This window comes from bacterium (assembly GCA_035691305.1).
In the GTDB taxonomy this organism is placed as follows: Bacteria; Sysuimicrobiota; Sysuimicrobiia; order Sysuimicrobiales; family Segetimicrobiaceae; genus DASSJF01.
This window is the reverse complement of sequence record DASSJF010000069.1, coordinates 61,187-83,713: the sequence shown is the minus strand read 5'-3', so window position 1 is coordinate 83,713 and position 22,527 is coordinate 61,187. Positions and strand designations below refer to the sequence as shown.

The window sequence follows — 22,527 nt, the reverse complement described above, 5'->3', positions numbered from 1 at the left end:
GAGCGCGTGAGCGGCGTCCGGGTCGAAACCTGGACGGACCGGCCGCGGCCGGCGGTCCGGGCCGGCGACGCTTTGGACCGACGGCGCACGGACTCGCTGCCGCTCGCGCTCGCGGTGGGCTCGGCCGCCGTCGTGTTGCCTTTCGTCGTCGTGCCCGCGTGGTACGACGCGTACTACTGGCCGAAGGTCTGCGTGCTCTACGCCGCGGTCGCGGTGGGCGCGGCGTCGCTGCTGCGCACCGAGGGTGCGACGTGGCTTCGCGATCTCGGAGCGCCGCTCGGAGCCGCGTTCGCCGCGTGGCTCGCCTCGCTGACGATTGCGACGGTCCTCTCGGTCAATCCGCTGCTGAGCCTCGTCGGCGAGGATTACCGCTACGAGGGCCTCCTCACGTGGCTGGCCTACGGCGCCGCCGCCGCGCTGTCAGCCCGCGCGCTGCAGCCGCCGCGGCGCCTGCACACGATTCTCGCGCTGGTGCTCGCCGGCGCCGGCGTGATGAGCGCCCTCGCGCTGCTGCAGCACCTGGGATTCTCACCGGTGCCGGTGGACATCACGCGCCGCGGCTGGGCACGGGCCTGGGCGACGACGGGGAGCCCGCTCGCCCTCGGCGCGTACGCGGTGCTGGTGCTGCCGCTGACCCTGGCGCTCTACGCGGCCAGTCCGCCCCGCCGCCGGCTTGCGTATGGTGCGCTGACCATTGGGCTGTACGCCGCCCTTGTCGCGACCGCGGCGAGGGCCGAGTGGGGCGCCCTCGCGGTGGGCGTCGTCGCCTGGGCCGCGACGGTCGGAAAGACCGCGCTCGCTCGGGTCGCGCGGCCGCTCATCGTGCTGGCGGTGCTGTGCGCCGCCGTCACGCCGGCCGTGCTCTTCACGGGGCCGCCCGAACTGGGGCACGTGTCCGACCGCGGGAGCGCGATCTCGCGCCTCTTCATCTGGCGGACTGCGGCGCCCCTGGTCGTCGCTCGGCCGTGGTTCGGGTGGGGGCCCGACACCCTCGCGCAGATCTACCCGGCCTACGGCACGCCGGAGTTCGTGCGGGTCTTCCCCGAAGCCGCCATGCAGCGCGTGATCGTGGACAGGCCGCACAGCGATCTTCTCCAGCAGGCGATCGCGGCGGGGTTTGTCGGGCTCGCCGCGTACGTTTGGCTGTGTTTCGTCGTGCTTCGCACCGCCTGGCGGACCGCGCGCGCCCGGCCGCGCGGCGATCACGGGCTCCGGCGCGGCGACGACCGGCGATCGCTGCTGGTGGATCCGCAGGTGATCGCCGCCGGTCTTGTCGGCGGATTCGCCGCCTATCTCGCGCAGCTGCAGCTGTCCTTCAGTTATATCAGCGTCGCGCCGCTGTTCTGGATCCTCGTGGGCGCCGTCGCGGCCCTCCGGCCGCGCGTCGCCCGCGTCTAAAACCCCGACGCGCACGGCATAACGATCCTTTGGCGATGCGTATACCTGCGCGGTTCCGGAATCCACTGCCCGGGATCCCGTCCACTTTGCGGGACGACGGCGGGTTCACCCTGGTCGAAGTCATGATCGCGATCGTGCTGATGCTGATCGGGCTGCTCGCAGCGGCGGATTCGTACCCGCGCCTCATGGCGATGTCGCTGTACGGCAAGGATCAGACGCGCAGCGCGAACCTCGGGCTGCAGCAGGTCGAGGTGTACCGGGACACCGTGACGTCGACCCTGGCCGGGTCCGTCGGCGACTACGGTACGGTGGTCGGCAGCCAGTACTTCGACCAGAACGGCAACACCACCACGGCGTCCGCGGCGTACTTTACGCGCGACGTGCAGATCCAGTACTGGACGTGGTCCGCGTCGACGGGCGTCTTCGCCGCGCCGGTGAACCCGTACGCGGCGCCGACCGGGCCGTACCTCTTCCACATCGCCGTCGCGACGCACTGGCCGGTGCGCGGTCAGACGATTTACACGTCGGGCAACAGCACCTCGCCGAACGGGTGCGTGGCGGGCGGGGCCGCGGTGGCGGTCGGCCTCGGCTGCGTGACGGTCAGTACTTTCGTGACGCCGTAGGAGCGACATGGCGATGTACCGGCAGACCCAGGCTTCCAGGCGGCCGGCCGATCTGGGGATGACCCTGATCGAGCTGATCATCGTGCTCGCGATCCTGTCCATGGCGTCGGGCGCGATGTTCTCGCTGCTGTTCGCGAGCCTCAAGGCCTACTGGAAGGGCGACGTGGCGACGCAGGTCCAGCAGGGGGCGCGGATCTCCGTCGACCGCATGACCCGCGATCTCCGGCAGGCGGGCCAGCTGCTCAACGGGGTGACGAAGACGGTCGGCCTCAACTCGGTGACGTTCAACACGTCGTGCACGCCGCCGCAGGTGAGCATGGTGCTGCCGCATCTGGCATCGGTCACGCTGACCCCGACGGGGACGATCTTCGCGACCGACGCGGAGACGAGCACGATGCCGAACCCGGGGCTGGTCCCCTACGCCGGCTCGTACGTCACGTACTACCTTGCTTCGTCGACCAATGGCCCGACGCCCAACACGACCGGGCCGTACCTGGTCCGCGCCACGTATGATCTCGTCGCCAACACGATCGCCGTGACGTTCGTTGCCAGCAACATCACCGGGCTCAGCCTGAATCCGGGGGGCGGGTGTCCCACGACGTCGGCCAAAGAGTTCACGATCCAGGTAACCGCGTCGCAAACGCAGACCGGACAGAACGTCTCGTCGCAGGCCACCGTGACCGACGACGTGATGCTCCGGAATTCCACGCTGACCTACTGAGGCGGACGATGATGCGGGGACGGGAAGGGGAACGCGGGACGGCGCTCATCACGGCGCTCATCATGCTCAGCGTGATGGGCATGTTCCTGTTCGGCTTTGAGTCGCTCAACCGCAGCGAGTTGGGGTTTGCCGGCTACAGCCGGGACAGCGCGCTCGCGTTCGGGGTCGCGGAGGGCGGCGTCCAAGAAGGGTTCAACTGGGTGCGGACGTTCGGCGGGATCCCGGGCACCACGTGCTTCGTCAACAGCATGACCTCCGGCGCGACGTGCGGGAGCAGTACGGTGACGCCCAATGCCAACACTATTGTCTTCCAGGCGCCGCTGGCCGCCGACCGCGCGATCTTTCCCATCCTGTCGCTGGGTTCGTCGTACGGCGCGCCGCGGGGGGTGCGCATCTTCGTGCGGGCGGTGATGAAGTCGGGGTTCGGCGACACGATCGTCGGCCCGCAGGTGACCTTCCAGGGCGACTCGTCCCCGATCGTCGGGGATACGTACTCCGACACGTCGATCGTGTTCGCGTCGTATGCAAAGTCGCCGCCGCCGGGATCAGGCGCGACAGCGACAACCCTCGTCGGTCCTCAGGTCATGGGCGGGACGACCATCGATGCGGGGAGCGGCGCGCAGGAGAAAGGATCGTTCAAGGCCGAGTGCGCGAACGGCTCGACTAGCGAGGTCGCGCCGACCGCGTGCACGGGGCAGAGCGGCCGGGCCACCGACGCCCAGGGCAACACGCTGCCGGTTAACTGGCATCCGGCGACGCCGCTCGGGATGGCGGCGGCGGACTTCACGACGCTCGTGAACCAATGTTACAGCGGCTGCCCGAGTCTTCCGGTGACGATCGTGACGGCGTCGCAGAACGGGAACGGCGTCATGAACTACACGCCCGTCTCGTATACGCCGTCGTATTGGAGCCTCAGCGGCGCCAACGGCAAAGTGCTGCTCGCGGTGGTGACGCAGCCGATCTGCGTGAGCGGGAGTACGGTGTCACTCCCGAGCGGTTCGCCGCCGTGCGGGACGGGCCGCTACTACGGGACGTCGACCGCCTGCACGACTCCTCCCTGCACGATGCGGTACCTGGACTGGGGACTGGTGTCTGACGATCTGACACGCGGCGCGGCGACTACGTTCTTCCAGGCGCCGTCCTGCACCGCGCCGTGCGCGAACGCCGGCAACCAGGAGGGCATCCGCTACATCCCGCTACTGCCGAGTATCGCTGTGACGTCGCTCGCCTGCCAGCAGAACGCGAACCCCGGGACGAACGTCTTCGATCAGGTGAACACCGGCGACGGCATCTCCTGTGCGTCGCCGGTCTCGACGATCAGCAGTACCAACGTCACGTTCAGCGGGACGAAGAGCAGCCCGGAGAGCCTCGTGATCGACAACGCTGGGTTGGGGGTCGTCCACATCAACGGGTCGATCGCCGGAAACAGCACGCTGACCTGCTCCAACACGAACTTCGACAACTACAACTTCGGCGTCATCTTCGCGACCGGCGACGTGGACATCGCCGCCAACACGGTCTTCACCGGCTTCATCTACACGCCCGGAAACGTGTACTCGCACGGTACGGTGGTGATCCAGGGCGGCGTGTTCTCCCAGAACGACCCGTCGAGCACCACGTCGGTCAACCAGGTCGACGATTTGGGCACCGTCAACTTCTGCGGCGGGGCGAGCACCGAGGTGGTGCTCAACCCGCAGATCTTCAACTTTTCCACGGTCTCGTGGCAGGACCGGCCGCTCGGGCAGCCGTGACACGAGACCGGAAGGGGACGTGAGGAGATGGCACGACACGGTGGGGCGGTAGGAGTCGATATCGGCAGCGCCGCGATCAAGATCGTCGAGCTCGCCGGCGACGGATCGGGGGGCAACGGCAACGGCGGCGCCGCGCGCGTCGCGGCGTCCATCCCGACGCCGGAGGGGGCGATCGAGGAGGGCCGGATTACGAACGTGCCGGCCGTCGGCCGGGCGCTGCGCGAGCTGGTCCAGGGCGCGGGCATCCGGACCCGACGGGCCGTCGCCGCGGTGAACGGCCAGGTCGCGCTGATGCGGGAGGTGCGCATGCCGCAGCTGCCCGCCGAGGAGATGCGGCAGGCCGCTCGCTTCGAGGTGGAGCGCTACCTGCCGTATCCGATCGCGGAGGTGACGTTCGACACGGTCGTCGTCGGCGAACAAGCCGACGGCGGTGCCACCAAGACGGATGTGCTCGTCGTCGCGGCGCGGACCGACGTGCTGAAGCAGCATGCCGGCGCGCTCCAGGCGGCGGGGCTCGAGCCCGCCGTGTTGGAAGTCGAGCCGCTCGCGGTCGTGCGCGCGGTGGCGAGCCGCGCGGCCGCGGACCAAGTCACGGCCTGCATCCATCTGGGTTCGAGCGTGACGATGATCCTCGTGGCCGAAGGCGAGGTCCCCCGGGTCATCCGGACGGTGGCCTTCGGCACGACGCAGCTGCTGGAAGCCGCGGCGTCGCGGGTCGGAGCCGACGGGGAGACCGCGGATGGGTTGCGGGCCCGGATCGCGGCCGGCGGGACCGGCGACGGGGTGCCCGGGTTGCGGGAGGCGCTGGACGACAGCCTCGCGCCGCTCGTGACGGAGATCCGGCGGTCGCTCGAGTACTACGGCGGCCGCTATCGTGCGGCGGCTCCGGCCCGCATCGTCGTCACCGGCGGGGGAGCCGGGCTGCCGGGTGTTACGACGTCGCTGACGTCCGCGCTGGACGTGCAGGTAGAGCTCGGGGATCCCTTCGCGGATCTCGGCGGGCTGCCGCAAGGCGCGGCGTCGCAGTCCGCTCCAGCCTACGCGGTCGCGGCCGGCTTGGCGCGCCGCGGGGTGGTGGAGTCATGATCCGCATCAATCTTCTGCCGCAGCGGCGCCGGCGGCGCTTCATCCCCGAGTCCGGGGTCGTCCTGGTGGCCCTCTTCGTGATCGGGGCGCTTGCCGCGTCGTACGCCTGGGAGACGTGGCGCAACAATCGGGTCGCCGCCGAGACCGCGCAGATCAATCAAAAACTGATCACCGTGCGCCGTCAGGTCGCCGAGGTGCTCGCGCTGGAGGTCAAGATCGAGGATCTCAAGGCGCGGGAGACGCTTCTCAAGTCGCTCGAGGCGAGAGAGGTCCCCTGGGCCGAGATGCTGGTCGACCTAGCCGACCGTACGCCCCACGATGCGTGGCTCGCCAACGCCTCGGTGAGCGGCAGCACGGCCACAGGGCTGTCGCTGCAGGGGTCGGGTCTTTCGTACGATGCCGTGGCCCGGTTCATGACCGCGCTCACCGGCTCGCGATTCTACAGCGATGTGGATCTGCAGGCCGCCCAGCGGTCGGTGACCGGCGGGACCCCGGTGGTGCAGTTCGGATTGTCGCTCAAGATGCGCCCGCTGCCGGTGCCGGTGGCACGGGCGACGCCGGCCGCACAGGAGTCGTCCCGATGAGTCGCCGCGAACGCGTCATGTTGATCGTCGCCGTAGTGCTTCTCGGCGCGATCGTCTTCAAGTATCTGATTTACGATCCGAAGGAGGCGGAGCACGCGACGCTGGTCGCCGCCCGCGATGCGGCGGCCGACGAGCTGGCCCGGGACGAGCGCATCGTGGCGCGCGCCGAGCAGGCCCGGGCGGAGTACGAGCGCCTGCGGAGCTACATCGCCACGGTCGAGCAGAAACTGCCGCAGCAGAAGGAGATTCCGGCGCTCCTCACGTCGATGGAACGCTATACCGGGAAGGTCGGAGTAGTGTTCCAGAGTATCCGCCCCGGGCCGCTCACCGCCGTGGGCGCTCCCTCCTCGAGCGGGCAGGCCCAGAAGCCGGGCGCCGGCGCGGGGCAGGCCGGTAGCGCGGCACAAGGCAGCACCACGGCGCGCCAAGTACCGTACTCGTCGATGCCCGTGGATCTCAGCATTCAAGGTACCTTCGCGCAGACGGTCGAGTACCTAAGAGGTCTGCGGAATTTTCCGCGGCTGGTCATCGTGGACGCGATCGCTCTTACGCCGCAGAAGTTCCCGCAACTCGGGGTCACGATCAGAGCGGAAATCTACACGACCGGAACGCCGTCCGGGCAGGTGGGAGATGCGCATTAACGTGAAGCGCCTTCGGGAGTACGCAAATCAACATCGTGTCGTGGCCGCGGTGATCGCGGTCGCGCTGGCCGCGGTAGCGGCCTGGGAGATCTACGCGGGGTTTGCTTCAGGCGGTCCGGCGGCGACGCCGGCCGCCGAGCGGCCTACCGCGCCGTCCGCGCCGGCGGGGACTCCGTCCGGCACCGCCGCCGGTCCTTCGGCGGGCGCCGCGCTGCGCGCGGCGGGGCATCTCACCGGCGTGGCGGCACCGGCGCTGCCGGGCGAGCCTTCGTCCTCCGGCGCGGCAGCACCCGCCGGCACGACAACCGGCGGTGCGACCGCCGCCGCAGGCGCGGCGCCTGGGGGCCAGGCTGCCGCGGCCGCTCCATCCGGCTCGCAGCCGGTTGCCGGCCGTCCCTCGCCGGCCACCGGCCGGCCCGACCCGTTCTCGCCCCTCGCGACGGCGGGCAGTGGTTCGCCGGCTGCGGCCTCCAACCCGCCCCTGCCGCCGGTCCCGCCGCTCGCGCCAGGAATGCTCGGCCCGTCGGCGTCCGCTCCGCCCGGTCCGGGAATGCCGGCCGTTCCAAACCCGAGGGGGCAGCTTCAGCTCACGGGCATCGTCGACGGCGCGGCCGCGGTCGCGATTCTCACCGACGGGGCCGGCTCCTACATCGTGGCACCTGGAGATATCGTCACGGCCGACGTCCGGGTCGTCGCCATCGACGCCGGAAATCGCACGGTGACGCTTACGTCACAGAATCAATCGTGGCAGCTCGCGCTTGGAGGGGGGACGAGTCGATGAGTCGGGTAGCAGTGACTTCCGGATCGAGGTTCGTGCCGCACGCCGCGTCGTGGGCGGTCGTCTTGGCGCTGGTGTGCGCCGCGCTCCCGGTCGGGGCCCTGGCTCAAACCTCGGCGGCCGTCACCGTGCAGCGAGTGAACGTCGTGGAGGAGGCCGGCGCCGTGGAAATCGCCATCGAGGCGACCGGACCCGTAGATTACCGGACGACGGTCATCGGGGATCCCGTTCGGTACGTCGTCGATCTGCCCTCGGCCCGAAACGGCCTCAACTGGGCGACACGCCGGTTCGACGTCGGCGCGCTTCAGTCCGTGCGGGTCGGTCAGCTCACGGACATGCCGCCGGTGACGCGGATCGTGATCGACCTGGCCAAACCGGTGCAGTGGTCGATGCGGCGCGTGACGCCGCAGATGGTGATCGCGCGCCTCGCCGTCCCCGAGGCCCATGGACCCGCCGCCAGCCCGTGGAGCGCCGATCCGGCCGCGCCGGCGGCCGCGCTTGCCTCCGCGCCGCCCGCTCCTGAACGTCCATGGGGCGCGCCCGCGCCGGACGGCGGTGCCGCCGCCCCGAGCGTAAACGTGCGGGCCGCGCCGCCGGCGGGTGTGCCCGGCATCGTCGTCGCCCAAGCCGGCGGGACGGCACGGCTCCTGACCCTGGATCTGCGCGACGCGCTGCTCGGCGACGTATTGGACGCGCTCGCCCGTTTGTGCAGCTTCAACGTCGTCACGGACGCGTCGGCGAGCGGCGCGCGCGTCACCGTGCACCTCGTCGGGGTCACGTGTGACGAGGCGATGCGCTTCGTACTGGACGCGAATGGCCTCGGCTACCGGCGCGTCGGCGAGACGCTGATCGTGCAGCCCATCGCCAAGCTCACGCCGCCTCCGCCCGGCCCGGTGATGCGGGTCTACCGTCTCCAGTATCTGCAGCCGCCGATCGCCCAGCAGGAAGCCCTCGTCGGCGGCGCCGGCACCGGCGCCACGCTCACCGGCGGGGCCGGACCTCTCAAGAAAGACGTCGCCGCCATCACGGCGCTGTTTGCCGGAACCGGAGCGCAGATCGCCTACGACGACCGGTTGAATTCGCTGATCGTGACCGGCACGCCGGCCCAGCAGGACGCGGTGGTCGCGCTGCTGCGGCAGCTCGATGTGCCGGTCCCGCAGGTGGTCGTCCAGGCTCTCGTGGTGGACATCACCGCGACGTCGCTCAAGAACCTCGGCATCCAATGGTCTATCGCGAACGGCGTCAATTTCACGGAGGCGCCGCCCGTGCCGGGGCAGTTCGGAATCGGCGCGATCACGCGCGACGCGCTGGCGGCCAAGCTCACCGCTCTCATCACGATCGGCAACGCGAAGGTGCTGAGCGATCCGCGCCTCGCGACGTTCGACGGCCAGGAGGCCCTGATTTTCGCCGGCGACCAGATTCCGATCGTCAACACCACGACGGCCGGCAACCCGCCCGTGACGAGCCAAACGGTGACGTTTCAGCCGATCGGGGTGACACTGAAAATCGTGCCGAAGATCAATTCCGACCGCACGATCAACGTGCTGACACACCCGCTCGTCACCACGGCGACGTCGTTCACGCCCGCGACGAGCTCAAACCCGAACGGGCTCCCGATCATCGCGACCCGTGAGGCGGTGACGAGCCTGCGCGTCTCGGACGGCGACTCCGTCATTCTCGGCGGGTTGATGCGGTACTCCGACGTCAAGAACCTCCAGAAGATACCGCTGCTCGGCGACCTGCCGTTCCTCGGCCAGCTGTTCCGGTTCGCGACCGTCAACCACACCGAATCCGAGGTCGTAATCGTTCTGACCCCGCGCATCGTGTCGACGGGGCAGCCGGTGCCGCAGCCCTAGCGGTACGCACCGCGCGCCGCCGGACGCGGCGCGCGCACCGGAGCGTTTGACGTGATGAGCATCTGGGTCCGGGTGGTGTATGCGTTGCTGGCGGCGGCCGTCGCCCTCGCCGCGGCGGCTCCCGCCGGCGCCGCGGATCCGCGTGGGTTCCTCGACGCGGGGTGGCGCGCCTACCGGGCCGGGGATATGGCGGGCGCCGAGACCGCGTTTGCGCGCGCGGCGGCCGCCGCGCCCGAGTCCGCGACGCCGGCCGTGTGGCTCGGCGCCGTGTTGGTGGCGCGCGGCGATCGCGCCACGGCGCAGCGTTGGTTTCAGGCCGCGCTGCTGCGGCACCCGACGATGGCCGAGGCCGGGTACGCGGAAGCGTGGCTCGCTCGATTGGGCATCGACACCGGGCGGCCGCGCTGGCAGACCGGCACACTCGAGGGCTTGGCGCAATTCGTGCGTTCCTCGAATCCGCGGCTGTCGTGGGGGCAGGCCCTCTGGGTCGCAAACGCCATCCGCACGGCCTCGCACAACGAGGGCATCGACGGCCGGATTCTGGCCGCCGTCCTCTACATCGAGAGCCGGTTCGAGCATCAATCGATTTCATCCGCCGGCGCCGAAGGTCTCGGCCAGCTCATGCCGGACACGGCCGCCGGCCTCGGCGTCAATCCCCGCGATCCGTGGCAGAACGTCCTCGGCGCGGCGCGACTGCTGCGCGAGGACTACAGCGAACTGGGCAGCTGGCCGCTGACGCTCGCAGCGTATAATGCCGGGAGCGGCGCCGTACGGCGATGGGGCGGGATCCCGCCTTACGCGGAGACGCAGTGGTACGTCTGGGCGGTCCTGTGGGTCGCCGACGGTCTCACTTAACCGCGCCGCAGGGCCGGCCCCTTTCATTCTCTGAAAGACAGCGGCGGCGCACCCGAGCAAAGGCATAACGCACGGCCCCGCGTTCCGGCGATGTCGCCGGGAACGCGGGGCCGCGGACGAGTGCGGTCTACTTAGTCCTGGCTACGGCTGTCCGGAATCCCCCGCCTGCCGCATGAGCCGGTCGGTGTCCGCGTTGGTCATCCACTTCTTCGAGCTGTCATGCACGAGATAGCGTAGGTACCCCGAGAGTGAGAGAAAGTGCGTCTCGACGGTGTATGCTCGCAGGTGGCTGACGTCGGGCAGCCCGGCGGAGCCGGACGACGTCGCCGGGCTCGCGGCAGGCGGTGCGGCGTGCGAGGTAACGGGTCCGGCCGGCGTCGTCGGCTGGCCCGGCATAGCGGTGGCCGGCCTGAAGACGAGAATCGCGGCCACCGAGTCGTGATCGATGCCGAACGCGACGCCGGCGTCCGTGTACACGACCCCCGGATAGCCCTCCACCACGCCGTGTGCGTAGGTCTGGCCGAGGTCGCGGACGACCGCGGTTAGCGGGGTGCCCAGCGCGATCCCGTTGACGCCGCCGATCACGCTGTTGGTCGTGGACACGGCCTGCACGGTGTCGCCGTGCGCGTACACCGTGATGCCGTAGCGGTCGAAACCGTAGCCCAGGAGTCCATCGCTGCCGGTCAGCCGGACGGCGGACGGCGTGCCGAACCGGTTCAGAACATCGCCGATCGGCGCGCCAAGCTGGATATCCGCAAGCGCTTGTCCGGGGACCACCGACGACGCGCCCACGGCAGGCCGCCATGCGTGCCCGGTAGCAAGCGGAATGATGGCGACGAAGACGACCAGAACGAGCAGAATCCGCTGTCGCATGCAGTTACCCCCCGTAACCCGGGTTTCGCCCTTCATGGGCCAACATGCCCCGGATCCACCGCGGTTAGACCAGTCGTTCGGGTGCGCGAGGGCGGGCGCCGGGGGCGTTCGCGACAGGGAAACTTGCCCGGCACGCGAATACGCGAACGCATGATCCGGGATACCCTGACGTCGCGGCGGGACGGCCCCGGCGGCGCACCGGGGAGCCGCGAAGGGCGCGCCGGTGGCTGAAGCGATCGCCTTCGTCTTCGGCGCGATCTTCGGCAGTTTTGCCAACGTGCTCATTCACCGGCTTCCTCGCCGGCAGTCGATCGTCGCTCCCGGTTCGTGCTGTCCGTCGTGCGGCGCGCCGATTCGCCCGTGGGACAACGTTCCGGTCGTCAGTTACCTGCTGCTCCGCGGACGCTGCCGGGCCTGCGGAGCGCGGATCTCGCCGCGCTATCTCATCGTCGAAATCGCCACGGGAGCGCTCATCGCGGGGGTCGTCTGGCGGTTTGGCCTGTCGCTGGCCGCCTTGCGATACGGCGTGCTGGCGTTCGCGCTGCTCGTCATCTTCTTCACGGATCTCGAGCATCAGATCATCCCGAACGCCGTGACCTATCCGGGGATCTTGGTCGGACTCGTCCTCAGCGCCGCGTCCGGCCAGTTGGCCGTTTCGGTCGCCGCAGGGGCGGCCGCCGGGCTGGCGTTTCTCCTTCTCGGCGTCCTGAGTCGCGGGGGCATGGGCGGGGGAGACACCAAGCTCGCCGCGATGATCGGCGCGTTCCTCGGGTCGCCGGCGGTGATCGTCGCGCTGTTTCTCGCGGTTGCGCTCGGCGGGGTGGCCGGGCTGCTGCTCCTGGCTCTGCGCCTGCGGGGCCGGAAGGACTCGATCCCGTTCGGACCCGCGATGGCGACCGGTGCAATGATCGCGGTGTTTGGGTCGAACGCGATCGTGCATTGGTACCTGTCGACGATGTTCTGACGGGACATTGCCGCGCCGAGATGTCGGCCCGGCGCGTCTCCCTGGCGGACGGGGCGACGGAGATAGTGCCGCGCGAGCCACATCGCCGCGGTGATGACGAGACCGATGAGGATGAGCACTACGATGAGTTCGATGATTGTAAAGCCCGGCTCCCGGCGCACTCGCTTACTCAGGGCCGCGTACATATTCACCCTCCGTTAAGGCCGGCGCCTCCAGGCGGCTCAGCGCGACTGCGATGCCGGTCAATACCCAAAAGACATTGGCGTTTCCGATATGGCTCCACAGGAACTGGAGCCAGACGGCATACGCGGCAAGACCCGCGAAGACCCCGGCCGCTTCTGCCCCGAGCGAAGACGCCGGCCTGCGCGCCGCGCTGCGGGCCGCGCCCAGCGCGACCGCCCAAATCCACAGATAGGCCGCGAGCCCGGCGAGTCCCATGTTGACCGCAACTTGCAGGATGTCGTTGTGGGCGACGTCGATCAGGACGCTGGCGTCGCCGAATACGCGGTGGTAGTCGGGCGCGCCGATCCCGGGAAGATGCCCGGCGACGGCTGAGAATCCCCAGCCGAGGACGGGTCGCTCCCGAATCATCGGAAGGACGTGCCGCCAGATCCACAGTTTCCCCTGCATCGAGCTGTCTAGGGGGTTGGCCGCCGATCGCGCGCGGGCGCCGAGCGAGACATCGGGCTGGGTGGCCGTCATGATCGTCGTGATCGCGGCAAAGGCAAGGCCGAGGAGCGCCAGCCGCCGGTACACCTGCGCGGACCGCGGGAGCCGGGACAGCAGGATGACGGTGGCAAGTCCGGAGGCCGCCCACGCCGACCGCGTCTGCGACCCGACAAGCGCGGCATAGAGTAAGATGCTGGCCGCCGCGGCCCACCGCCGCCGGTGGAGTTCGTGAGCGCCCGCCGCGATTGCGAGCCCGATCGGCAGCACCAACGCGGCATAGCCCCCGAGAAAGTCCGGATTCGCGAGCGTGCCCCAACTGCGGAACCCGTAATCGAAGGGCGCGTTCCCGATCCATCGCGTGGCGTCGAAGCCGTAGAATTGACCGGCGCCCGCCGCGCCGATGAGCGCTCCGGCGCCCAGCAGGACGGCGAGGACCTCGCGGACCTCAAGGCCCGACAGCCGCGCGGCGCCGAGCGCCATCGGCAGAAAGACGAAGTAGTCGAGCAGACCGTCGCCGCGGGCGGGACTGGGCAGGAAGCTCGCGCGCGGATGTACCCCCAGCACGGTTGCGAGCACCGCCAGCGCACCGAAAATCACGACCGGGGCATCGAGCGGCGAGCGTCGAAGCGATTCGCCCGAGCGGAGGGCGACGCATCCGCCGATCAGGAGCACGCACCCCGCGAGGAGCGTGCCGGCGACTTTCATCGGATTGGTGGGCAGCATCGGCACGCCGGCCGCGCACAGCACCAGCGCCATGACCAGAGCGCGCCGGGCGAACGCTTGCGACGGTGCCGCGGCGGGCGCGCCGCCTGTCGCCGGCGGCCGGCATTCGCGGCCGGCCGGCGAGCGATGCGCGCGGTCGCCGGCATCGAGAGCGGACGTGATCGAGGTCTGCCGTTCCATGCGGCACTCATGATAAATGAGGCCCGGCCGGCGCGGCAAGTCCGCGCCGCCGCGTTGACACTCGTTCGGCGCGGATGCTATCCTCTGGTTGCCCCGTGATGCTCTCCGCGGGACACACGTACATCGAGGTCCGGGAGGCCCCGGGTGGGCGAGAACGAGGACGTAATCACCCTACTGGACGAGGAAGGCGTCGAGCACGAGTTCGGCATCGTGGACGTCCTGGAAGTCAGCGATCAGCGTTACGCGATCCTCCAGCCGCTCGAAGCCGGCGAAGAGCCCGACACCGCCGTCATCTTCCGGATGGAAGGCGACTCGCTCGTCACGATCGAGGACGACGCGGAGTTCGAGCGCGTCCGCGCGGCCTTCGAAGCCGAGGGAGACAGCGGCGACGGCGAGGCCGGTCCGTCCGACGCGAACGGCGCCGGCGAGGCGGCGCCCAACTCCTCCAACGGCGCCGATCTGCCGCCGGGCGACCGCGACAGCAGTCAGTCCCACTGACGGTCGCGGGGCGCGGTGTGGGGCGGTGGCTGCGGCCGGACGCCGAGGCCGATTCGATCTACGCGATTGACCCCACCGCGCTGCGCGCCCGCGGTATCCGCGGCGTGATCCTCGATCTCGACAACACCATCGTGCCGTGGGGCGCGTGGGACGTGCCCCAGGCGCTCGGTCCCTGGATCGCGGCGGCGCGAGCCGTCGGGCTGCGCCTGTGCATCGTGAGCAATAACATCGGCAGCCGGGTCGCGCGTCTTGCCGCCGCCCTGGACCTTCCGATCGTGCCCGCCACCTTGATGGCGTGGAAGCCGCGTCGCGGACCGCTGCGTCGGGCGATCGAGATTATGAGCACCTCACCGGAGACGACGGCGCTCGTCGGCGATCAACGGCTCACGGATATCCTGGGCGGCAACCGGCTCGGCCTCTATACCATTCTCGTGCATCCGCTGACCGACCGCGGCTTCGTGTTGACCCGCTTCACGCGCTTGGCGGAGCGGCTGATCGCCGCCCGCATGCGGAAGCGCGCGTGATTACGGCCGCCGCGGACCACCTGACGCGGACGCGGATGTACCTCACCGGGGTCCAGGCGGACGCGTTGCTCGTCGGGCGGCCGGAAAACCGGCGCTACGTCACCGGTTTCACCGGATCCGCGGGGCTCGTCGTGGTCACGTCGTCGGAGGCGATCCTCGCCGTCGACTTTCGCTACTACGAGCAGGCGGAGGCGCAGGCGCCGGGGTGCCGGGTCATTCGCGGCGGGGCCGATCCCGCGAAGGCGCTCGCCGAAGCGGTCAAGGCGCAGGCGCCGGCGCGCATCGGGTTCGAATCCGAGTTCATGCCGTACGCCCAGGTCGAGCGGCTGCGCGAGCGTTTCGCCCCCTCGGAGCTCGTGCCGCTCGCCGACGTGGACCGCATCCGCTGGATCAAGGACGGCGCCGAGATCGCCGCGATCGCGCGGGCCGGCGAGATCGCCGACGCGGCCTTTGAGCATCTGCTGAACGCGCTCCGGCCCGGAATGACGGAGCGTGACGCCGCGCTCGAACTCGAGATCGCGATGCGGCGGGCCGGAGCGGAGCGGCTGGCGTTCGACACCGTGCTTGCCAGCGGCCCGCGGGGCGCGCTGCCGCACGGCCGCGCCACCGACCGCGTCATGCGGCGCGGCGAGTTCGTGACGGTCGACTTCGGCGCGGTGTACGATGGTTACGTGTCGGACTGCACCCGCACCGTGGCGCTCGGCCCGGTCGACGGCCGGCAGCGCGAGGTCTACGACGTGGTGCTCGCCGCGCAGCGGCGCGGGCTCGAGGCGGTCTGCGCGGGCGTGGCGTGCCGTGACGTCGACGCCGCCGCGCGCGCCGTGATCGCCGCCGCCGGTTTCGGCGAGGCATTCGGCCACTCGCTGGGACACGGCATCGGTCTCGACGTGCACGAGGGTCCGCCGGTGTCGCCGCGCGCCGATGCCGTGCTGCAGGCGGGGATGGTCGTCACGATCGAGCCCGGCATCTATCTGCCGGGGTGGGGCGGTGTGCGGATCGAGGACGCGGTGGTGGTGGAAGACCGGGCGCCGCGGGTCCTGACGCGCCTCTCGAAGGAATTGATTTCGCTGCCGGTCTGACGCGCCGTCTCCCGCGTCCTCCGGCGTTGACAGCCTGGGCGTCAGACGCGAAAATACCTCCGGACCCGCCACTACGGGGCCCGACGGGACAAGGTGAAACCAGCGTGATCTCCTCGAACGACTTTCGCCCCGGCGTGCACGTCCTGCTCGACGGCGACCTCTATGCGATCGTTGAATCCCAGCACGTCAAGGTCGGCCGCGGGCCGGCGTACGTGAAGGCGAAGGTTCGCAACACCAAGACCGGGTCGATTACCGAACGCACGTTCAGGGCGGGCGAGCGCGTGCCGCTCGTCTATCTCGAAAAGCGCACCATGCAGTACCTCTACAGTACGGGCGACGAGTACGTCGTGATGGACAAGAACAGCTACGAGCAGTTGACCCTGGGCCGCGGACTCTTCGGGGATGCGGTGCGGTTCCTCCGGGAGAACCTCGATGTGACGGTCGTCTTCCACGGCGACACGCCGATCGCGGCGGAATTGCCCAACTCCGTCGACCTCAAGATCGTGGAAACTGCCCCCGGGGTACGCGGCGACACCGTAAGCGGCGGGAACAAGCCGGCGACGCTTGAGACCGGCGCGGTGGTGAACGTGCCGCTCTTCGTCGAGACCGGCGAGACGATCCGCGTCGACACCCGCACCGGGAGCTACGTCGAGCGGGTGCGGTAGACTTCCGCGAAGGCCGTTGTCGTGGCGCGTGCGCCGCAGCCGCGTTGGACGCGCATGGCAGGCTATGTTACAATTCAACCGCGTGACGGCGGGGACACGCGTAGCTCCGGCGGTGTTCCGGCTCGCGCGTAGGACATCGCGGAGGTGGAGCATTTATGAGCCCTGAGCCAGAGGGCGGTACCGTGGTCGCCGTGGACGAGTTCCGGCGGCACGCAAACGACAGCGGATCGCCGGACGTCCAGATCGCCAGACTGACCGAGCGGATCAACCATCTCAGCGAGCACCTGCGCGTCCATCAAAAAGACTTTCACTCCCGCAGGGGCCTGCTCAAAATGGTGGGGCAGCGGCGCCGGCTCCTGACGTACCTCAGCACCCACGACCTCGCGCGGTACCGCGCGATCGTGGAAAAGCTCGGGTTGCGACGCTAGCCGTCGCCGGCCGACGGGACCGCTCCGCGACGGCAGAGCGGGCCGGCGGTCCCGACGTTTCCGCGGGCGTACCATGAGGAGGTTTGAATGGCAACGGAAGTGACCGACGTACGAACCGGCCGGGTATCGTTGGAGGTCGGGGGCAAGACCGTATCGATTGAGACCGGGAAACTCGCGCGCCAGGCCGACGGCGCGGTCGTCGTCCGGTGCGGCGACTCGATGGTGCTTGTCACCGCTACGATGTCGTCCGCGCCCCGAGAAGGGATCGATTTCTTCCCCCTGACCTGCGACTACGAAGAGAAGATGTTCGCCGCCGGGAAAATCCCCGGCGGTTTCTTCAAGCGCGAGGGCCGTCCGGGCGAGCGCGCCACGCTGACGGCGCGGCTCATGGACCGTCCGCTGCGGCCGCTGTTTCCGAAGGGCTTCCGCAACGACGTGCAGGTCGTCGCCACGGTGCTCAGCACCGACATGGAGAACACGCCCGACATTCTCGCCGTCGTCGGCGCGGGCGCGGCGCTCGCGATCTCGCGCATCCCGTGGGCCGGTCCAATCGCGGCGGTCCGCGTGGGCCTGATCGACGGGCAACTTGTCGTGAACCCGCCGCTCCCGGCGATCGACGAGAAGACGACCGACCTCGATCTCGTGGTCGCCGGCACCGCCGACGCGATCACCATGGTCGAGGCGGGCGCCCGCGAGGTCCCGGAGGCGCGGCTCCTCGAGGCGTTCGACCTCGCACACACGGAGATCCGCCGGATCATCGAGGCGATCAACGACCTGGTCCGCCAGGCCGGGCACCCGAAGATGGAGCCCGCGCTCGCGGCGCCCCCGAAGGAGATCGTGGACGCGGTGCGCGCCGCCGCCGGACCGCGCCTCGCCGAGGCGCTGCGGTCGGCGGACAAGCACGCGCGCGAGCAGGCCGTCGCCGAGGTCGCGGGAGACGTGCAGGAGGCGCTGGCCGCACAGTTCCAGAGTCAGCACAAGGCAATCGGCGAAGCGCTTGACGCGCTGACCAAGAACGAAGTCCGTCGCATGATCCTCGACGAGGGCGTGCGCACCGATGGCCGGACGACGGTCCAGATCCGTCCGCTGTCCGCGGAGGTCGGCCTGCTGCCGCGCGCGCACGGATCGGGGCTCTTCCGGCGCGGCCAGACCCAGGTCCTGACCGCGGTGACGCTGGGGACCGGGCAGGACGAGCAGATCATCGATGACCTCAGTACCCGCGAGCGGAAGCGCTACATGCACCACTACGATTTCCCGCCGTACAGCGTTGGCGAGGCGCGGCCGATGCGCTCGCCGGGCCGCCGCGAGATCGGCCACGGCGCGCTCGCCGAGCGCGCGCTCGAACCCGTGCTGCCGCCGGAGGAAGCCTGGCCGTACTCGATGCGGCTCGTGTCCACCGTGCTGGAGAGCAACGGTTCCACGTCGATGGCGTCGGTCTGCGGCAGCACGCTGTCTCTGATGGACGCCGGCGTGCCGATCCGCAAGCCGGTGGGCGGCATCTCGATGGGCCTCATCACCGGGCCGGAAGGCGATCGGCGGACGGCCGTGCTGACGGACATCCAGGGCATCGAAGACGCGATGGGCGACATGGACTTCAAGGTCGCCGGCACCCGCGACGGCGTCACCGCGCTGCAGCTCGACATCAAAATCCAAGGGCTCAGCCGCGAGATCATTGAGCGCGCGTTCGCGCAGGCACGCGACGCCCGGCTGCAGATCCTCGACGTCATCGAGCGGACGATTCCGAAGCCGCGCGCGGATCTCTCGCCCTACGCGCCGCGGATCACGACGATCATGATCAACCCGGAGCGGATTCGCGAAGTGATCGGTCCCGGCGGCAAGATCATCAACAAGATCACGGCCGAGACCGGCGTCAAGATCGACATCGAGCAGGACGGCCGCGTGCTGATCGCGTCGGCGAACGGCGAGGCGGCCGCCCGCGCGCAGCGCATGATCGAGGACATCGTGCGCGAGGCCAAGCCGGGCGAAGTGTACAAGGGCCGCGTGACGCGCCTCATGAACTTCGGCGCGTTTGTCGAGATCTTCCCGGGCAAGGAAGGCCTGGTGCACATCTCCGAGCTGTCGCACGACCGGGTGGCGCGCGTCGAGGACGCGGTCAAGGTTGGCGACGAGATCGAAGTGAAGGTCAAGGAGATCGACAACCTCGGCCGGGTGAACCTCTCCCGCCGCGCGCTGCTGCCGCGCCCGGAGGGCCAGTCCGGCGAAGGCGGGGAGAACGAGGAGATGCACGCGGAGCGGTCCGGCACGGACCGGCGCGGCGGATACGACCGCGGCGACCGGGGCGGGCGGGATCACGACCGGCGGGGCGGGCGGCGCCACAGCGGGCCACGGCACGACGGCCCGCGCCACGACCGAAAGCCGTCCGACGGCGGCGCGCCGGGAGGATCGTGATCGCTTTGTACCCCGTCGCGCGCGAAGCCTCCGTAAGGAGGCTTCTTCGTTAATGGCGGTCGACGGAGCGCTGTACCGCCGCGCCGTGCTGCCGAACGGCCTCGTCGTTGTGACGGAGCCGATGGCCAACGTGCGCACGGTCTCGCTCGGCGTCTGGGTCGACGCGGGGTCCCGCTACGAGGATCCGCGCACGATGGGCGTGTCGCACTTCATCGAGCACGCGCTGTTCAAGGGCACGACGAGCCGCACGGCGCTGGCGATCGCGCAGGAGATGGACGCGCTCGGCGGGCACCTCAACGCGTTCACCGACCGCGAGCACACGTGCTTCTACCTCCGCGTGCTCAGCGACCACCTCGATGCGGCGCTCGGCGTGCTCGCCGACATGGTGCTGCACCCCGCGCTCGAGCCCGCGGCGATGGACCGGGAGCGACAGGTGATCCTCGAGGAGATCGCGAGCTACGAGGACGCGCCAGACGATCTCGTGCACGACGTTTTCGCGGCCGCGCTGTGGCCGGGCCATCCGCTCGGGTGGCCGGTCGCGGGGAGTGCGGCGAGCGTCGGCGGTCTGGGCCCGTCCGAGCTGCGGGCGTTCATGGAGGCGCGGTACCGGCCGGGCGTGTCGCTCGTCGCCGCGGCCGGTCAGCTGGACCACGACGAGGTCGTCGGTCGTGTCGGCCGCGCGCTCGGCGCCTGGAACGGCGCGGCCCGTCCGGCCGCGCTCACCGTGCCGGCCGCCCGGCGGGCGGCCGCGTTCCGGACCAAGGACGTCGAGCAGGTCCACCTGTGTCTCGGCGCGCCGGGCCTGCCGCAGAACCACCCCGACCGCTACGTCATGGCGGTGCTGGAGACGGCGCTCGGCGGCGGCATGAGCAGCCGGCTCTTCCAGGAGATCCGCGAGGAGCGGGGTCTCGCCTACTCCATCTCCGCCTATCACGCCGCCTATCGCGACACCGGCGCCTTCGTGGTCTACGCGGGCACGAGCCCGGGGACGTGCGTGGACGTGGTCCGGCTCACCGTCCGGATCCTCGCCGAGGCGCGCCGGGGGCTTCCGTTAGACGACGTCGCCCGCGCGAAGGAATCGCTCAAGGGCGGCCTGATGCTGGACCTCGAGACGCCGGGGAGCCGGATGTCCAAGCTCGCGCGGTCGGAGCAGTACTTCGGCCGCCAGTTTACGCTCGACGAGATCCTCGCCGCCGTGGACGGAGTGACGGAGACGGACGTGCGCCGCGTCGCCGGCACCGTTCTCGACCCGGCGGCGTTCACGTTTGCGGCAGTCGGGCCGTTCGACCAGTACCGAGAGTTGACAAAAGCCCTCGAGGGAGCGGTGCAGGATGGCGATGCATAGGGTCGTCGTGGCGGGCGCGGCGGGGCGGATGGGACGGGCCGCGGTGCGGACGATCGCGCGGCGGGACGACATGACGCTTGTCGGCGCGCTTGGGCGGACGAGCGCGCTCGGGCAGGATGCCGGCGTCGTCGCCGGCGCGGGCGCGATCGGCGTGCAGGTCGGCGCGGATCTCGGCCAGATCTTCCTCACCGCGCGGCCGACGGTGCTCGTCGACTTCAGCCACGGCGACGCGGCGGCCGCGCACGCCGAGGTCGCGCTGGACCACCACGTGCCGTCGATCATCGGTGCGACGGGCCTGTCGGCGGACGCTCTCGCGCTGCTTGCGGCGCGCGCCGCGGCGGAGGAGACCGGGGTGCTGCTCGCGCCGAACTTCGCGGTCGGGGCGCTCTTGATGATGGAGTTCGCGGGGCGGGCGGCCCGCTTCTTCCCGCACGTCGAGATCACGGAGCTTCACCACGATCGAAAGCGGGACGCGCCGTCGGGGACGGCGGCGCGGACGGCGCGCCTGGTGGCGGCGGCGCGGGGTCCGGCGCCCGCGCCGGCGGTCCGGGAGACCGAGCAGGTCCCGGGCGCCCGCGGCGGGGTGATCGAGGGAATCCACGTGCACAGCGTCCGGCTGCCCGGCCTGGTCGCCCACCAAGAGGTGCTCTTCGGGGGCGCCGGGCAGACGCTCTCGATTCGGCACGACTCCGTGAGCGAGGACTGTTTCATGCCCGGGGTGGTGCTGGCGATCCAAAAGGCGGGGACCCTCCGGACCTTCGTGGAGGGCCTCGAGCATCTGCTTGATCTCTGAGCACCGGGCGAATGGAGGTGTCGTGATGGCAGGGGGCTATCGAGTAGCGGTCGTCGGCGCGACGGGCGCCGTCGGCCGCGAGGTGCTGCGGATCTTGGAGTCGCGGCGGTTTCCGGTCGCGCGGCTGCGGACCGTGGCGACGACGCGGTCGGCCGGGCAGCGCATCGGGCCGAACGTGGTCGAGCCGATCGCGCCGGAGGTCTTCGACGGCGTTGACGTCGCGATCTTCGACACGCCGGACGAGGCGGCCGCGGAGTGGGTGCCCGTCGCCGCGGCGCGAGGCGCCTGGGCGATCGACAACTCCGCCGCGTTCCGGATGGCCGACGGCGTCCCGCTGGTGATTCCGGAAGTTAACGCACACGCGCTCCGGCGCGCGTCACGGCGGATCATCGCCAATCCGAACTGCACGACGGCGACGGTGGCGGTGCCGCTCGCGCCGCTCCACCGGGCGGCGCATCTCAGGCGGTTGATCGCGTGTTCGTATCAGTCCGCATCCGGCGCCGGCCAGCGCGGGCTCGACCAGTTGTGGGCGGAGTTGAAGGAAGCCGCCGCGACGGGCCGCGCCCCGCAGGCGCCCCGCGGCGAAGCATCGCCCAGGCATCCGCTGGCGCTCAACATCATCCCGGCCGTCGGCTCGCTGCGCGGCGCGCACACGAGCGAAGAGGCGAAAATGCAGGCCGAGCTTCGCAAGATGCTCGACGCACCCGACCTCGTCTGCGGCGCCACCTGCGTCCGCGTCCCGACGCTGCGGGCGCACGGCGTCGCCGCGCACGCCGAGTTCGCCGAGCCGCTGTCTGCGGTGCGGGCCCGTGAGTTGCTGGCCGGCGCTCCGGGCGTGGAGGTGGTCGACGATCCGGCCGCGGGCGACATTCCGACCGCGATCGCGGCGTCGGACCGCGAGCCCTGCTATGTCGGGCGCATCCGCACCGACGCCGCGGGTTGTCTCGCGTTCTTCGCGGTGACCGACAATCTGTGGAAGGGCGCCGCGCTCAACACCGTGCAGATCGCGGAAACACTCGTACGCGATGGGCTGCTCGCGGGCGCCCGCGCGTAGGCGGGAGGCGCGAAGGCGCGGGCGGTCCCG

The 22,527-nt window shown here is 70.3% G+C and carries 22 protein-coding genes; 20 read left to right on the top strand and 2 right to left on the bottom strand.

The window, feature by feature from the left end; translation table 11 throughout:
- The first annotated feature begins 6 nt into the window (after nt 1-6).
- From VFL28_12825 to VFL28_12780, 10 genes are all read left to right on the top strand, one after another.
- On the top strand, nt 7-1,398 hold the full coding sequence (locus tag VFL28_12825) for an O-antigen ligase family protein (GenBank protein HET7265547.1): 1,392 nt from the start codon (nt 7-9) through the stop codon (nt 1,396-1,398).
- Nucleotides 1,399-1,484: 86 nt separating this feature from the next.
- Nucleotides 1,485-2,021, top strand: coding sequence for a prepilin-type N-terminal cleavage/methylation domain-containing protein (locus tag VFL28_12820; protein ID HET7265546.1), 537 nt, complete (start codon nt 1,485-1,487; stop codon nt 2,019-2,021).
- Between the two features lie 7 nt (nt 2,022-2,028).
- Entirely contained in the window at nt 2,029-2,742 is a 714-nt protein-coding gene (locus VFL28_12815) for a prepilin-type N-terminal cleavage/methylation domain-containing protein (protein ID HET7265545.1), read from the top strand.
- A gap of 8 nt (nt 2,743-2,750) precedes the next feature.
- The gene (locus VFL28_12810) at nt 2,751-4,493 is read left to right on the top strand and encodes a hypothetical protein (protein ID HET7265544.1); all 1,743 of its coding nucleotides are present in this window, start codon (nt 2,751-2,753) and stop codon (nt 4,491-4,493) included.
- A gap of 27 nt (nt 4,494-4,520) precedes the next feature.
- The gene (gene pilM, locus VFL28_12805) at nt 4,521-5,579 is read left to right on the top strand and encodes a type IV pilus assembly protein PilM (protein ID HET7265543.1); all 1,059 of its coding nucleotides are present in this window, start codon (nt 4,521-4,523) and stop codon (nt 5,577-5,579) included.
- Nucleotides 5,576-6,163, top strand: a complete 588-nt coding sequence (locus tag VFL28_12800) for a PilN domain-containing protein (GenBank protein HET7265542.1) — start codon at nt 5,576-5,578, stop codon at nt 6,161-6,163. The genes pilM and VFL28_12800 overlap by 4 nt, the downstream gene beginning before the upstream one ends.
- Nucleotides 6,160-6,804, top strand: coding sequence for a type 4a pilus biogenesis protein PilO (gene pilO / locus VFL28_12795; GenBank protein HET7265541.1), 645 nt, complete (start codon nt 6,160-6,162; stop codon nt 6,802-6,804). Before VFL28_12800 ends, pilO begins: the two co-directional genes overlap by 4 nt.
- A 1-nt stretch (nt 6,805) precedes the next feature.
- Nucleotides 6,806-7,585, top strand: a complete 780-nt coding sequence (locus VFL28_12790; GenBank protein HET7265540.1) for a hypothetical protein — start codon at nt 6,806-6,808, stop codon at nt 7,583-7,585.
- A complete protein-coding gene (locus VFL28_12785; protein HET7265539.1) occupies nt 7,582-9,438 on the top strand; it encodes an AMIN domain-containing protein in 1,857 nt (618 codons plus the stop codon). Before VFL28_12790 ends, VFL28_12785 begins: the two co-directional genes overlap by 4 nt.
- 54 nt (nt 9,439-9,492) lie before the next feature.
- Nucleotides 9,493-10,293 carry a lytic transglycosylase domain-containing protein gene (locus VFL28_12780; GenBank protein HET7265538.1) on the top strand — a complete coding sequence of 267 codons (801 nt, stop codon included), beginning with the start codon at nt 9,493-9,495 and terminating at the stop codon, nt 10,291-10,293.
- A gap of 141 nt (nt 10,294-10,434) precedes the next feature.
- On the opposite strand, the gene VFL28_12775 is transcribed toward VFL28_12780, so the two are convergent.
- Nucleotides 10,435-11,166, bottom strand: a complete 732-nt coding sequence (locus tag VFL28_12775) for a hypothetical protein (GenBank protein HET7265537.1) — start codon at nt 11,164-11,166, stop codon at nt 10,435-10,437.
- Between the two features lie 223 nt (nt 11,167-11,389).
- Here VFL28_12775 and VFL28_12770 point away from each other — a divergent pair, with 223 nt between their 5' ends.
- On the top strand, nt 11,390-12,130 hold the full coding sequence (locus VFL28_12770; GenBank protein HET7265536.1) for a prepilin peptidase: 741 nt from the start codon (nt 11,390-11,392) through the stop codon (nt 12,128-12,130).
- A gap of 165 nt (nt 12,131-12,295) precedes the next feature.
- Here the strand turns inward: VFL28_12770 and VFL28_12765 are convergent, their stop codons facing one another.
- Nucleotides 12,296-13,702, bottom strand: coding sequence for an O-antigen ligase family protein (locus VFL28_12765; GenBank protein HET7265535.1), 1,407 nt, complete (start codon nt 13,700-13,702; stop codon nt 12,296-12,298).
- 144 nt (nt 13,703-13,846) lie between these two features.
- On the opposite strand from VFL28_12765, the gene VFL28_12760 reads away from it, so the two are divergent.
- The 9 genes from VFL28_12760 to VFL28_12720 all read left to right on the top strand — a co-directional run bounded on the left by VFL28_12760 (nt 13,847) and on the right by VFL28_12720 (nt 22,497).
- Nucleotides 13,847-14,200: a DUF1292 domain-containing protein gene (locus VFL28_12760; protein HET7265534.1), complete on the top strand. Its 354-nt coding sequence runs from the start codon at nt 13,847-13,849 to the stop codon at nt 14,198-14,200.
- Nucleotides 14,201-14,217: 17 nt separating this feature from the next.
- On the top strand, nt 14,218-14,724 hold the full coding sequence (locus VFL28_12755; GenBank protein ID HET7265533.1) for a YqeG family HAD IIIA-type phosphatase: 507 nt from the start codon (nt 14,218-14,220) through the stop codon (nt 14,722-14,724).
- Nucleotides 14,721-15,803 (top strand): Xaa-Pro peptidase family protein, encoded by a 1,083-nt coding sequence (locus VFL28_12750; protein HET7265532.1) that lies wholly within the window; start codon nt 14,721-14,723, stop codon nt 15,801-15,803. Before VFL28_12755 ends, VFL28_12750 begins: the two co-directional genes overlap by 4 nt.
- A 104-nt stretch (nt 15,804-15,907) precedes the next feature.
- Nucleotides 15,908-16,468, top strand: a complete 561-nt coding sequence (gene efp / locus VFL28_12745) for an elongation factor P (GenBank protein ID HET7265531.1) — start codon at nt 15,908-15,910, stop codon at nt 16,466-16,468.
- A 155-nt stretch (nt 16,469-16,623) separates the two neighbouring features.
- Nucleotides 16,624-16,896 (top strand): 30S ribosomal protein S15, encoded by a 273-nt coding sequence (rpsO, locus tag VFL28_12740; protein HET7265530.1) that lies wholly within the window; start codon nt 16,624-16,626, stop codon nt 16,894-16,896.
- A gap of 87 nt (nt 16,897-16,983) precedes the next feature.
- Nucleotides 16,984-19,305 carry a polyribonucleotide nucleotidyltransferase gene (locus VFL28_12735; GenBank protein ID HET7265529.1) on the top strand — a complete coding sequence of 774 codons (2,322 nt, stop codon included), beginning with the start codon at nt 16,984-16,986 and terminating at the stop codon, nt 19,303-19,305.
- A gap of 52 nt (nt 19,306-19,357) precedes the next feature.
- Nucleotides 19,358-20,650 (top strand): pitrilysin family protein, encoded by a 1,293-nt coding sequence (locus VFL28_12730; protein ID HET7265528.1) that lies wholly within the window; start codon nt 19,358-19,360, stop codon nt 20,648-20,650.
- Nucleotides 20,637-21,443, top strand: a complete 807-nt coding sequence (gene dapB / locus VFL28_12725; GenBank protein ID HET7265527.1) for a 4-hydroxy-tetrahydrodipicolinate reductase — start codon at nt 20,637-20,639, stop codon at nt 21,441-21,443. The genes VFL28_12730 and dapB overlap by 14 nt, the downstream gene beginning before the upstream one ends.
- 25 nt (nt 21,444-21,468) lie before the next feature.
- A complete protein-coding gene (locus VFL28_12720) occupies nt 21,469-22,497 on the top strand; it encodes an aspartate-semialdehyde dehydrogenase (protein HET7265526.1) in 1,029 nt (342 codons plus the stop codon).
- The last annotated feature ends 30 nt before the right edge of the window (nt 22,498-22,527 follow it).

Coding starts and splice junctions, on each gene's coding strand:
- VFL28_12815 (HET7265545.1), top strand. CDS start 2,029: ATGGCGATGTACCGGCAGACCCAGGCTTCCAGGCGGCCGGCCGATCTG.
- VFL28_12810 (HET7265544.1), top strand. CDS start 2,751: ATGATGCGGGGACGGGAAGGGGAACGCGGGACGGCGCTCATCACGGCG.
- pilM (HET7265543.1), top strand. CDS start 4,521: ATGGCACGACACGGTGGGGCGGTAGGAGTCGATATCGGCAGCGCCGCG.
- VFL28_12800 (HET7265542.1), top strand. CDS start 5,576: ATGATCCGCATCAATCTTCTGCCGCAGCGGCGCCGGCGGCGCTTCATC.
- pilO (HET7265541.1), top strand. CDS start 6,160: ATGAGTCGCCGCGAACGCGTCATGTTGATCGTCGCCGTAGTGCTTCTC.
- VFL28_12785 (HET7265539.1), top strand. CDS start 7,582: ATGAGTCGGGTAGCAGTGACTTCCGGATCGAGGTTCGTGCCGCACGCC.
- VFL28_12780 (HET7265538.1), top strand. CDS start 9,493: ATGAGCATCTGGGTCCGGGTGGTGTATGCGTTGCTGGCGGCGGCCGTC.
- VFL28_12775 (HET7265537.1), bottom strand. CDS start 11,166: ATGCGACAGCGGATTCTGCTCGTTCTGGTCGTCTTCGTCGCCATCATT.
- VFL28_12765 (HET7265535.1), bottom strand. CDS start 13,702: ATGGAACGGCAGACCTCGATCACGTCCGCTCTCGATGCCGGCGACCGC.
- rpsO (HET7265530.1), top strand. CDS start 16,624: ATGAGCCCTGAGCCAGAGGGCGGTACCGTGGTCGCCGTGGACGAGTTC.
- VFL28_12735 (HET7265529.1), top strand. CDS start 16,984: ATGGCAACGGAAGTGACCGACGTACGAACCGGCCGGGTATCGTTGGAG.
- VFL28_12730 (HET7265528.1), top strand. CDS start 19,358: ATGGCGGTCGACGGAGCGCTGTACCGCCGCGCCGTGCTGCCGAACGGC.
- dapB (HET7265527.1), top strand. CDS start 20,637: ATGGCGATGCATAGGGTCGTCGTGGCGGGCGCGGCGGGGCGGATGGGA.
- VFL28_12720 (HET7265526.1), top strand. CDS start 21,469: ATGGCAGGGGGCTATCGAGTAGCGGTCGTCGGCGCGACGGGCGCCGTC.